Annotated in this window: 11 protein-coding genes and 1 other annotated feature; all 11 genes read right to left on the minus strand. The window is 40.1% G+C overall.

Annotated elements, in window-relative coordinates; all coding sequences use genetic code 11:
* Positions 1–3 precede the first annotated feature (3 nt).
* A complete protein-coding gene (gene cysS / locus MKY08_RS21645) occupies positions 4–1,404 on the minus strand; it encodes a cysteine--tRNA ligase (protein ID WP_069514303.1) in 1,401 nt (466 codons plus the stop codon).
* Positions 1,401–2,051, minus strand: coding sequence for a serine O-acetyltransferase EpsC (gene epsC, locus MKY08_RS21650; protein WP_069514301.1), 651 nt, complete (start codon positions 2,049–2,051; stop codon positions 1,401–1,403). The genes cysS and epsC overlap by 4 nt, the downstream gene beginning before the upstream one ends.
* A 182-nt stretch (positions 2,052–2,233) precedes the next feature.
* Positions 2,234–2,452 (minus strand) — a binding site (T-box leader).
* A 49-nt stretch (positions 2,453–2,501) separates the two neighbouring features.
* Positions 2,502–3,962: a glutamate--tRNA ligase gene (gene gltX / locus MKY08_RS21655; RefSeq protein ID WP_069514298.1), complete on the minus strand. Its 1,461-nt coding sequence runs from the start codon at positions 3,960–3,962 to the stop codon at positions 2,502–2,504.
* A 124-nt stretch (positions 3,963–4,086) separates the two neighbouring features.
* Positions 4,087–4,563 (minus strand): 2-C-methyl-D-erythritol 2,4-cyclodiphosphate synthase, encoded by a 477-nt coding sequence (gene ispF / locus MKY08_RS21660; RefSeq protein ID WP_024364393.1) that lies wholly within the window; start codon positions 4,561–4,563, stop codon positions 4,087–4,089.
* 423 nt (positions 4,564–4,986) lie between these two features.
* Positions 4,987–5,682, minus strand: a complete 696-nt coding sequence (gene ispD, locus MKY08_RS21665) for a 2-C-methyl-D-erythritol 4-phosphate cytidylyltransferase (protein WP_069514295.1) — start codon at positions 5,680–5,682, stop codon at positions 4,987–4,989.
* A 12-nt stretch (positions 5,683–5,694) separates the two neighbouring features.
* The gene (locus MKY08_RS21670; RefSeq protein ID WP_069514292.1) at positions 5,695–6,780 is read right to left on the minus strand and encodes a PIN/TRAM domain-containing protein; all 1,086 of its coding nucleotides are present in this window, start codon (positions 6,778–6,780) and stop codon (positions 5,695–5,697) included.
* A gap of 301 nt (positions 6,781–7,081) precedes the next feature.
* Entirely contained in the window at positions 7,082–8,458 is a 1,377-nt protein-coding gene (radA, locus tag MKY08_RS21675; RefSeq protein ID WP_069514289.1) for a DNA repair protein RadA, read from the minus strand.
* 110 nt (positions 8,459–8,568) lie between these two features.
* Complete coding sequence (locus tag MKY08_RS21680) at positions 8,569–11,013, minus strand: ATP-dependent Clp protease ATP-binding subunit (RefSeq protein ID WP_069514286.1); 2,445 nt, start codon at positions 11,011–11,013, stop codon at positions 8,569–8,571.
* Positions 11,003–12,112: a protein arginine kinase gene (locus MKY08_RS21685; RefSeq protein ID WP_069514283.1), complete on the minus strand. Its 1,110-nt coding sequence runs from the start codon at positions 12,110–12,112 to the stop codon at positions 11,003–11,005. The genes MKY08_RS21680 and MKY08_RS21685 overlap by 11 nt, the downstream gene beginning before the upstream one ends.
* Entirely contained in the window at positions 12,109–12,651 is a 543-nt protein-coding gene (locus tag MKY08_RS21690; protein WP_069514281.1) for a UvrB/UvrC motif-containing protein, read from the minus strand. The genes MKY08_RS21685 and MKY08_RS21690 overlap by 4 nt, the downstream gene beginning before the upstream one ends.
* Positions 12,652–12,664: 13 nt before the next feature.
* Positions 12,665–13,135, minus strand: coding sequence for a CtsR family transcriptional regulator (locus MKY08_RS21695; RefSeq protein WP_024364400.1), 471 nt, complete (start codon positions 13,133–13,135; stop codon positions 12,665–12,667).
* Positions 13,136–13,144: the final 9 nt, after the last annotated feature.

A 13,144-nucleotide genomic window follows, 5' to 3' on the forward strand; every position in this document is an offset into this window, starting at 1 on the left:
TACTTACCCTCGTTTCCATCTTGTCCCTTGACGCGTATCCTCTAAAATGATACCTTGCGCTTGTAAATGGTCACGAATTTCATCTGAACGTGCAAAGTCGCGGTTTTTGCGCGCTTCTACGCGTTCTTGCAACAGTGCTTCGATTTCTTCGTCCAGTAGTTCTGCTTCTTTAGCAAATTCAATACCTAAGACGTCACCTAATACTTCAAAAGTTTCAACAAATGTTAATAACACTTTCTCATCCGTATTTGTCTCATTCAAGTAAATATTAGCAATTCGTGCTAATTCAAATAATACTGAAATAGCATTCGCCGTATTGAAATCATCATCCATCGCTTCCTCGAACAGCGCTTTTTGTTGAGCAATTTGACGGAGCCATTCCTCTGTGCAATCGCCGAGACTTGCAGTTGCAGATAGGCGATACTTAACATTGTTGTATGAAGTACGAATACGCTCTAAACCAGTTGCTGCGGCATCTACTAAGTCCTTCGCAAAGTTAATTGGGTGGCGATAGTGAACAGATAACATAAAGAATCGTAAAATTTGCGGGTCGATTTGTTTACGGATATCGTTCACGAGCACAAAATTACCAAGGGATTTTGACATTTTTTCATTATCGATATTAATATATCCATTATGCATCCAGTAACGCGCAAATGTTGTATCGTTATGCGCTTCGGATTGCGCTATTTCATTTTCATGATGCGGGAAAGTCAAATCTTGACCACCTGCATGTATATCAATTGTATCACCTAAATGCTCACGCGCCATCACAGAACATTCGATATGCCATCCTGGACGTCCGTTGCCCCAAGGACTTTCCCAATAGATTTCACCAGGCTTTGCTGCTTTCCATAATGCGAAATCTAATGCATCATCTTTTTTCTCGCCTGCTTCGATACGTGCACCAATTTTTAAATCATCTACCGACTGATGAGATAATTTACCGTAACCATTGAATTTTCGAGTTCGGTAATAGACATCCCCCGCTGACTCATATGCATAACCTTTGTCGATTAACACTTTAATAAAGTCAATAATATCATCCATATGATCCGTTACACGAGGATGGACATCTGCCTTTTTGCAACCTAATGCCGTCACATCTTCAAAATATGCGGCAATAAAACGGTCTGTCAGTTCATGAACTTCTTCTCCGAGCTCATTAGCTGCTTTAATAATTTTATCGTCTACATCCGTGAAATTTGAGACGAATTTTACTTCGTAGCCTTTATATTGAAAATAGCGGCGAACCGTATCATAGACAATTACAGGACGTGAATTCCCAATATGAATATAGTTATAAACCGTCGGACCGCAAACATACATTTTAACTTTTCCTTCTTCTAGCGGTACGAATGTTTCTTTTTGTCTTGTTAATGAGTTAAAAATTTGAATACTCATTGTTTTTCTCTCTCCTTTTGTAAGCGCCCGATTTCTTCTTGCAATGCTGCGATTTGCTTCTCGAAACCTTGACAACGTTCCTCTACAGGGTCAGGAATATTTTGATGGTCTAGTTTTCTCTCTAAACGAACACCATCTTTCATCACAACTTTACCAGGAATCCCTACTACTGTAGCGTTTGGTGGCACTTCTTTTAAAACGACTGAACCTGCACCAATTTTACTATTCTCACCAATTGTAATAGAACCTAATACTTTGGCACCAGTGGCAACTAACACATTATCTTCTAATGTTGGATGGCGCTTTCCTTTTTCTTTCCCTGTACCACCTAGTGTAACACCTTGATAAAGGGTAACATTATCGCCTATTTCACAAGTTTCCCCTATAACCACGCCCATACCATGGTCGATAAAGAAGCGTCGACCAATTTTAGCACCAGGATGTATTTCAATTCCCGTAAAGAAACGACTAATTTGTGAAATTACACGTGCGATAAAATAAAAACGTCTTTTAAAAAACCAATGGGCAATACGATGCGCCCATGTAGCATGCAGGCCTGAATATGTTAATACCACTTCCAGTACACTGCGCGCCGCTGGGTCATTCTCAAAAATAGTATCTACATCTTCCTTCATTCTTTTAAACATTAAAGCTCCCCCTTTTCGTTACAATGTGTGTCATGACCTCAACCTTGCGACCTTAAACCCTACACCCCCGCACAATGAATAGCCTTACAACCTATTGTTATTAGTAATGATTGCCCTCTTACATCTAACACTGAATTTTTTTGAAAAATAAAAAAGCGCCCCTATCATTCCCATAAAGGAATGACAGAGACGCTGAAATTTGCGCGGTTCCACTCTGATTGAAGGCAAAAGCCTTCCACTTTGGACGTCCTATAACGGGAACGAACCGATAGAGCCTACTAATGTTCAGCTCTATGCTCAAAGGTGCATTTCGGTTTTGCCTTGGCTCAGACCACTTTCAGCCGGTGATGGTCCTCTCTTTAGAGCATGCGCTACTTACTTCTCCTTATCAACGCTTTCACAATGTACATTCATTTTACATCGACAATATAAATTGTCAATAAAATTCTATTACTTCGCGTATTTTTCTACACGGTCAATTGTTTTCTCTTTACCAATTAAACAAATCGCATTCGGTAACTCTGGACCGTGTGTTTCACCAGTCGTCACAACACGGATTGGCATAAATAAATTTTTACCTTTATGACCCGTCTCTTTTTGTACAGCTTTGATAGCTGCTTTGACAGTTTCAGGTGTGAATTCTTCTAAATTTTCAAGTTGTGCTTTAAATGCAGCCATTACTTCCGGTACTTGCTCGCCAGCTAAAACGGCTTTTGCTTCTTCATCATATTCAATATGATCGTTAAAGAATAGGCGTGATAGGTCCACGATTTCAGCACCAAAGCTCATTTGTTCATGATAAAGTGCGATTAAATCTGTTGCCCAAGCGCGCTCTTCTGCTGTTAACTCTTCTGGTAATAAGCCTGCTTTCTGTAAGTGCGGTAAAGATAATGCCACGACTTCTTCTAAAGATAATTTTTTGATGTATTGATTATTCATCCAAGTAAGCTTTTGCTTATCAAACATAGATGGTGATTTCGATAAACGCTTCTCATCAAAGATTTTAATAAATTCTTCTTTAGAGAAAATCTCTTCTTCACCTTCAGGAGACCAACCAAGTAAAGCAAAGAAATTAAACATAGCTTCTGGTAAGTAACCAAGGTCTTTATATTGCGTTACGAATTGGATAATGGACTCGTCTCGTTTTGATAGCTTTTTGCGATTTTCGTTGATGATTAATGTCATATGTCCAAAGCGAGGATACTCCCAGCCAAATGCATCGAAGATCATCATTTGTTTTGGTGTATTTGATAAATGCTCTTCACCACGGAACACATGTGAGATTTCCATAAAGTGGTCATCTAATACTACTGCGTAATTGTAAGTTGGAATACCGTTTGCTTTCACAAGCACCCAGTCGCCCACATCTTTCGATTCGAACGCTACATGTCCACGTACTAAATCCTCAAATTCATATGTTACATTTTCAGGTACACGCATACGAATTGTATATTGTTCGCCAGCCGCTTCTTTAGCCGCTACTTCTTCCGCTGATAAATGACGGCAAGTTCCATCATAAGTAGGTGCTGCAACACCACGAGCTTTTTGTTCTTCACGCGATGCTTCTAATTTTTCTGATGAACAGAAACATTTATACGCTGTGCCTTGTTGTAATAACTTTTCAGCATGCTCTTTGTAAATATCTAAGCGCTCCATTTGACGATAAGGTGCATACGGACCACCAATGTCGATTGATTCGTCATATTCGATACCTAACCATTTTAAGTTATCTAACTGAGACGCTTCTCCACCTTCTACATTACGCTCAATATCCGTATCTTCAATACGTACGATGAATTTACCGTTATGATGTTTTGCATATAAATAGTTGAATAACGCTGTACGTGCACCGCCAATATGTAAAAATCCAGTTGGTGATGGCGCGTAACGAACGCGAACTTCTTTCGTCATAATTAAATGCCTCCTAAATATTCGTCTGAAAATAATTCCGACCTTATTAACTTTGTTCATTTTACCACTGTAGTATAGGAAATTAAAGTAGCGCGTGTTTTTCAAGTGGACACGCGCCATTTTTTTATTTTTTAATCAGTAAAATTGTTGCCATTGAAGCAATGCCTTCTTCACGTCCTGTAAAGCCAAGTCGTTCAGTAGTTGTCGCTTTTACATTTACTTGCGATGCATCAGCGTTTAATAGAGTTGCAATGCGATTTCTCATTTGTTCAATATAAGGCGCCATTTTCGGACGTTGTGCCATAATTGTGCAGTCAACATTGCCAAGCACATAGCCTTTGTCCTCAACGATTTTCCAAATATACTCTAGCAACTTTGCTGAATCGGCATCTTTCCATTCTGGATCTGTATCTGGAAAATGACGCCCAATATCACCTTCTCCAATTGCTCCCAGCGCAGCATCTGTTACTGTGTGCAATAAGACATCCGCATCTGAATGTCCTACTAGGCCCTTTTCATGTGGGATTGTAATACCACCAATAATTAGTGGACGCCCTTCTTCAAATGCATGTACGTCAAAACCTTGTCCTACTCGAAACATACAATACTGCCGTTACAACAGTGACCATTGCAACAGCATTCACCTGCCTTTTTCATTTTCTATTTATAGACAGTTTAACATATTTCCTAGGAAATTGAGCTGTCCGTAACGACTATAGTCAACATATTATAGTTTGTTCATAAACGTAAAAGAAAGTAGCTGGGGCATAACTAAAAAATTTAAGGAACAGAGGAAAGGTTTTCATATATTTTTGCTATTAAGGAGAAGAAATTAGCTATTCTTGCTTGTGCAATCAATAAAAAATTAGAAGTCTTCACTAGTTGTTGGTACGGTGGCGATGACTCCTGCTCAGAACTGCACACAATGTAAGATGCGGGCAACAAAGACATAGCAAAAAAGTGTTAGATTGATTGGGTTCAATCTAACACTTTTTCTCTTTTGTCCCAGCTTCTTTTAAAGCAATTACAAATTATTCCCCAACGCGCGTTTACGTAAAATAGCTTCACCAAAAAGTAAATCTTCTTTTGTTGTCATCTTTACGTTTTCATAGTTGCTTTCAACAATGTGCACCTCATGACCAAGTCGCTCGACTAACATCGCCTCATCTGTTCCGAGGAAGCCCACTTTCTCAGCAACATCTTCCGCTTCTACAATCAAATCGAACCGGAAGGCTTGAGGCGTTTGAATCATCCATAAGCTTTCACGGTCCACCGTTTCTTCAATGATGCCATTACGCACTTTTTTCATTGTGTCCTTTGCACGAACACCAGCGATTGCAGCGCCAAAGTTATGCGCACTTTGCACAAGGTTTGCAATAATATCGCGCGTAATAAATGGGCGTGCTGCATCATGCACTAAAACAATATCAACCTGCCCCATTTCTTTCATACAAGCGTGCACTGAATGCTGTCGCTCTGCTCCACCATCAGGCAAGCCTTTGACCTTAGAAATCCCATAGTTTTCTAGCATCTTTTGAATCACAGCACGTTCTGCTGGTTTCACCGCAAGCCAAATGCCAGTACAGTTTTCATCTTGCTCAAATACTTCTAATGTGTGTATTAAAATCGGTTTCTCTAAAAGCTCTAAAAATAATTTATTTCGCCCTGCTCCCATTCGCTTGCCACTTCCTGCTGCTGGAAGCACTACTTCATACTGCACATTCTCCACTTCCTAATCGTCCTTTGGCTTAGCAAAAATCATTCGACCTGCAGATGTTTGTAGAACGCTCGTTACAGTTACGGTAATAGCCTGTCCGATATAATTGCGGCCTCCTTCTACAACAATCATCGTGCCATCATCCAAATAGGCCACACCTTGGTTATGCTCTTTCCCATCTTTAATAACGACCACTTGCATATCTTCTCCAGGAATCACAACTGGTTTCACTGCATTTGCCAAATCATTAATATTCAGTACTTTCACTTGATGTAATTCACATACTTTGTTCAAGTTGAAGTCATTTGTCACAATTTGTGTATCATTATCCATTTTCTTTGCAAGACGTACAAGTTTTAAATCCACTTCCTGCACATCTTCAAAATCTTCTTCGGTAATTTCTACTTTTGTCATACGTTCATCTTGCAGTTTCTTTAATATATCCAAACCACGGCGACCTCTTGTACGTTTTAATGTATCGGAGGAATCTGCAATATGCTGTAGCTCCGTTAATACAAACTGCGGCACAACCAAAACGCCTTCAATAAAACCTGTTTCCGAAATATCCGCAATACGCCCATCTATAATAACGCTCGTATCTAGCAATTTATAACTACCGCGATTTTCTGGAACGTCAATTCCTTCAGTTGCTTTTTTCTTTGCATTATTCCCACGTAAGGTAAATAACTGAAGTAACTCATCTCGCTTTTTAAAACCAACACGGAATCCCAAATATCCAAGCACAAACGATAAGATAATCGGAATTACTTCTGAAATACCGCGAATTTGAACGCTATCAATCGCAAAGCCTAGGAAATAGGCTACGATAAGTCCTACAATTAGCCCAAGCGTACCAAATAATAAATCCCCAACAGGCACTTTAAAAAGCACCTCTTCCATCCAGCTAATTAGCCGAACAAAATAATCGGAAAAAGCAAATGATAATGTAAATAGTAAAAGCGCACCTAAAGCAACTGATACGTAAGGATTATCAAGCCAAGGATTAGATGATAAATGAAGCAATTCGTATAATGGCGGTAAGAAAACAAGGCCTAAAGCTCCTCCAATCAGTAAAAAAGCAATTTGAATAAATTTTTTCATACTGTCACCTCCAATTCTTATATTCGATTATACATATTTTACTGTAGAAAATCTTTTTTGAGCTCATCAAAACATTATTAAATTTCCTTCAGGTTATTGGACGTTATGGAAGGCTTAAGAGATGCCTAATTTCCACAATAATTGTTATCCAATTTCATGAAATTAATGATTGTTGCTCCTATGATGTAAAAATGCATGCTAGGATGTCGCCCAACATGCATTTATTTTAGTTAAAGTAATTTCATCATATAGCAACAGACGCCTAACGTGACGCTACATACAGACACAAATCTTCATGTCTTTATAGCTCTCTAAAGCAGGCATTTAATGCATCTTTAATTGTTTCCACACCAACAATTTCAATACCAGGCGGGAAATCCCAACCACCAATATTAGATGCAGGGATAAATGCTCGCTTAAATCCTAGTTTTGCCGCCTCTAACACACGTTGTTCAATTCGTGTAACACGACGAACCTCTCCTGTTAACCCTACTTCTCCAATAAAGCAATCTGTTCCCCGTACTGCCTGATCCTTAAAGCTAGAAACAATACTCGTCAAGACAGCTAAGTCAATAGCAGGCTCATCTAGCTTTACTCCGCCAGCAACTTTAATATATGCATCCTGTGCTTGTAACATGAGACCCATGCGCTTTTCAAGCACTGCCATAAGCAATTGCACACGATTTTGGTCCACTCCTGTTGCCATCCGTTTCGGATAATTAAAGCTTGTAGGGGTTACAAGTGATTGGATTTCTACTAAAATTGGCCTTGTTCCCTCCATTGATGCCACGATTGTTGAACCTGCTGCCCCTTGTGAACGTTCCTGTAAAAATAGTTCAGACGGATTCAAAACTTCCTTTAAGCCCCCCTGAAGCATTTCAAAGATAGCAATTTCATTTGTAGAACCAAAGCGGTTTTTTTGGCTCCGTAAAATACGGTGATTGTGATGTCGTTCTCCTTCGAAATACAGCACTGTATCAACCATATGCTCTAAAATACGTGGTCCTGCAATTTGCCCTTCCTTCGTCACATGCCCAACTAAGAAAATGGCAATGCCTTTTGTTTTCGCTATCCGCATTAGCTCCGCTGTACATTCACGTACTTGTGATACACTACCTGGCGCACTTGTCACCTCTGGATGGAACACCGTTTGGATAGAATCCACAATCACAAACTTTGGTTGTACATCGTCGATTGTTTGATTTAACAACTCTAAATTCGTCTCCGAATAAATATACAGCTCTTGAGATACAACCCCTAAACGCTCTGCACGTAGTTTCGTTTGTCGAATGGATTCCTCACCAGAAATATAGAGCACGCGATGACCTTTATTGGACAACAACGCAGACACCTGTAATAGCAATGTCGATTTTCCGATACCCGGATCACCCCCGATTAACACCAGAGATCCAGGAACAATTCCTCCACCCAAGACACGATTGAGCTCACCCATTTCTGTAGCGACCCGAGACTCCTCAGCCGCTTCTACTTGGATAATCGGTACAGCCTTTTGCGTGACAGTTGCAGAGTGCTGGAATGCCCCTCTTGGACCTTTCGCCACAACCTCTACTTCCTCAACCATTTTATTCCATTCACCACATCCTGGACAGCGTCCCATCCACTTTGCAGATTCATAGCCACAACCTGTACAGACAAATTTAGTTTTTTTCTTCGCCATCGTACCACCTCGAATATTTGTTCTTGTTTTCATTTTACATAAAAAAAGACAGCTTGGCACGGTATGCCTCGCTGTCTTGCAAATTTATGCTTTCCTAATAGAGTAATCGCTTATTTGGAAATTGAAACGCCTTCTTTTTTCTTCACGACGAATTCATCATTCACATAATCAATTACGACTTGGTTTCCTTTTTCTACATTGCCTTTTAGCAGTTCTTCCGACAGACGGTCTTCCACTTGTTTTTGCAATGCACGACGAAGTGGACGAGCGCCATATTGAGGGTCGTAGCCTTCCTCTGCAATTTTATTGAGTGCTGCATCTGTTAACTCTAACGTAATATCTTGTTCTTGCAAACGTTTTGTTAGTGTATTCGCCATCATTGAAATGATTTCTTTTAAGTGTTCTTTTTCTAATGAATGGAACACAATCATTTCGTCGATACGGTTTAGGAATTCAGGACGGAATGCTTTTTTCAATTCTTCAAGCATTGTGCCCTTCATATCTTTATGTTTCGACTCTGAGCTTCCTAAGCTGAAGCCAAGATTTTTTTGATATTTTAGCGCATCCGCACCAACGTTTGAAGTCATAATCACAACCGTATTACGGAAATCAACAACACGTCCTTTAGAATCTGTTAAACGGCCATCTTCAAGTACTTGCAGTAGAATATTGAAAACATCTGGATGTGCTTTTTCAATTTCATCAAGAAGCACCACAGAATATGGTTTACGTCGAACTTTTTCTGTTAACTGACCACCATCATCAAAGCCTACATAACCAGGAGGTGAGCCAACTAAACGTGAAGTCGAATGTTTCTCCATATATTCAGACATGTCAACACGAATCATCGCATCTTCATCACCGAACATTACTTCTGCCAGCGCTCTAGCTAGTTCTGTTTTCCCCACCCCTGTAGGACCGAGGAAAATAAATGAACCAATTGGACGTTTTGGATCTTTTAAACCAGCTCTTGCACGTCGAATTGCACGAGAAATTGCCTCGACTGCCTCGCCTTGACCTACCACACGCTTGTGTAATTCTTCTTCAAGATGTAATAGTTTAGCTGATTCTTCATGTGCAATTTTGGCTACTGGTATTCCCGTCCACATAGAAACTACTGCTGCTACATCATCAACTGTCACTTTCGATTCAGCTTTGCCTTGTTCTTCTTTCCATGTTTTACGTGTCATTTCAATTTCGTCTTTTAGCTTTTGCTCTGTATCTCTTAACGAAGCTGCTTTTTCAAATTCCTGACCAGAAACAGCCGCATTTTTTTCAGAGCGAACATTTTCTAGTTTATCTTCTAGTGCTTTTAAATTTGGTGGCACCGCAAATGAACGTAAGCGAACTTTTGAACCTGCTTCATCGATTAAGTCGATTGCTTTATCAGGCAAGAAGCGGTCTGAAATATAACGATCACCCATTTTTGCCGCTGCTTCAATTGCTTCATCTGTAATTTTCACACGGTGATGTGCCTCATAGCGATCGCGTAAACCATGAATAATTTGAATCGCCTCTTCAACAGTTGGTTCATCCACTTGAATTGGTTGGAAGCGGCGCTCTAACGCTGCATCTTTTTCGATGTATTTGCGGTACTCATCTAATGTTGTAGCACCAATACATTGTAATTCTCCACGTGCTAGGGATGGTTTTAAAATGTTTGATGCGTCAATTGCACCTTCTGCTCCCCCTGCACCGATTAACGTATGCAATTCATCAATAAATAAAATAACATTGCCTGCTTGTCGAATTTCATCCATCACTTTTTTCAAGCGATCCTCAAATTCACCACGGTATTTAGTACCAGCAACAACTGTCCCCATATCAAGCGTCATAACACGTTTATCACGCAAAATTTCTGGTACTTCGTTGTTAATAATTTGTTGTGCTAAGCCTTCTGCGATTGCCGTTTTACCTACACCTGGCTCACCAATTAGCACAGGGTTATTTTTCGTACGACGTGATAGTACTTCAATAACGCGTGTAATTTCCTTACTGCGACCAATCACAGGGTCTAGTGAACCTTCACGAGCAATTTGTGTTAAATCGCGTGCTAAGCTATCTAAAGTTGGCGTATTTGCAGCCTGCGTCGCTTGTTGTCCAGATTGTGCGTTGTCATTATTACCTAACAACAGTAATACTTGCTGACGAGCTTTGTTTAAGCCTACACCTGCATTGTTTAATACACGAGCGGCTACCCCTTCACCCTCACGAATAAGCGCTAATAGTAAGTGCTCCGTACCGATATAGGAATGACCTAATTTACGTGACTCATCGACAGATAGTTCAATTACTTTTTTGGCACGAGGCGTGTAGTGAACGATTGGTCCAACATCCTCTGTTCCTTTACCAACTAATTCTTCAATCCCAGCTTCAATCATTTGAGGGCTAATATCAATGGCTTCTAATGCTTTCGCTGCAATACCACCGCCCTCACGAATAAGCCCTAAAAGAATGTGCTCTGTTCCTATTGATTCGTGCTTCCAACGAATTGCCTCTTCCTGTGCAAGCTGTAATACTTTTTGTGCGCGTTGTGTAAAACGATTAAACATCATATGAATCCTCTCCTTTTCCCCCTATAGTAGGCTTACTCATTGTTTCTAAAAATAATGCCTCTCGCAGCATTTTTGCCCGAACGCGATCCCGTTCAGCAGGCGGTAAGGCTTCTCCTGCATAGTGCTGTAAAAATCCTGGTTGCATACTGACCACACATTCGTTCAATGTGGTTGCTTTAATATTATGAATCAACTGTAAATCTACACCTAAACGTACATTCGATAGACAGGTCGCAGCTTCCTCACTTGTTAAAATGCGCGCGTGCGTTAATGTACCCAACGCCCTGTAAATACGATCTTCTAAGGCAAGTTCCGCTTTTTCCATTAGCTTATTTCTTGCCTGCCGTTCTTTTTGAATAATTTTTTCTGCAACACTTTGAATGTCTGCTAAAATATCTTCTTCTGTTTTACCTAGTGTAATCTGATTCGACACCTGGTAAACATTCCCTAAATTTTCACTACCTTCACCGTATATACCCCTGACAGTCATCCCTAAACGCGTCATTGCATTGATAATTTGATTCATCTGACCTGTCAATGTAAGTGCGGGAAGGTGCATCATAACCGAAGCACGTAAGCCGGTACCAATATTAGTTGGGCAACTTGTTAAATAGCCGAAAGTATCTCGAAATGCGTATGGCAAGGCTCCTTCTAAGGCTCGATCAATTTTGTTTGCTTCCTCGTATGCCTTTTGAAGTTGAAAACTCGCCGTCATACATTGAATGCGTAAATGGTCTTCTTCGTTCACCATAATGCAAATTGATTCATCTTCAGACAGCAACATGGAGCCGACTTGCTCTTTTTTTGCAAGCTGTGGACTAATTAAATGCTTCTCAACTAAAATTTGACGTTGTAACGGTGTTAAATCTTTTATGGAAAAATAAGAATATCTTTCTTGAAGTTTCGGACTGTCTTGAATGGCATGTGTCACAGCTTGCTCTACTTGTAATGCTTCATTTTCTGAAAAAACTAAAGGGAAACGATAGCCATCTAAGTTTCGAGCAAGTCGAATGCGTGTACTGATGACGATATCTGAATAATCATCCTCCATTTCCATCCATGCAGGTGTAGCTCGCGCTAAAAACGATTCAATCATCATGACACATCACCACCTTCGAATTGTAGCTGCTGTTCGAGATTTTTTGCTTCGTCGCGAAGCTTCGCTGCTTCTTCAAACTGCTCCTCGTTAACAGCGGCCTTCATGCGTTTTCGAATATCTTCAATTTGCTTTTTAATGACAAAAACATTGCTTCGAGCACCAGGCATTTTACCTATATGCTGTGGTCCCGCTTGAATGCGATTAAATAGCTTTGGCAAATGCTCACTAAATGTATCATAGCAACTGGTACATCCAAATTTACCTTCTTTTAAAAATCGCTTATACGTAAATCCACATTGTGGACATGTTTGTTGCTGAGGTGGCGCTTGCTGTTTTTCACCAACTTTTTGCCATGTAGGTGAGCCAAACCAATTGGATAACAATTGTTGAATCGATACAGGCTCTTGTTTAAACTCTGCATGGAACGGATGGAACTGAGAGGCACAGACATCGCAATAATGGTGCTCCACCTTCTGCCCATTTTGAACTTGTGTCACAGTTACTGTCGCATTGCGCTGCTTGCAATGTTCGCAAATCATTTCCCTCACCTCTTTACTTTTGCTTTTCGTATTTTATAGTGGTTAACATCGCTCGCAAAATTTTCGCTCGAATGCTATCCCGTAAAGGTAGCTGCAAATCTAAAGTTGAGCGGTCAACCGCTGCTAACATTAATTTCGCTTCACGCTTTGAAATAACCTGCTCATCAATTAAACGATATACTAAATCTTCCGCCACTGTTTGCGAGGCTCCACCTTCAATTTGTAGGAGCACATCATCGATTAAATCAATTTGTGAGTTTGCACGGACACGTAAAATTCGAATGTATCCACCCCCACCTCGTTTACTTTCAACAAGGTAACCCCGCTCGGCTGTAAATCTTGTATTAATTACATAATTTATTTGTGAGGGCACACATTGAAATTTATCTGCAATTTCACTTCGTTTAATTTCAATATGCCCTTCTCCACCTAATTCAAGTACTTGCTTTAAGTAGCCTTCTATGATGTCTGAAATATTACGCATGTTAGGAAT

This window comes from Lysinibacillus sp. FSL M8-0337, from assembly GCF_038593855.1.
GTDB lineage: Bacteria > Bacillota > Bacilli > Bacillales_A > Planococcaceae > Lysinibacillus > Lysinibacillus sphaericus_D.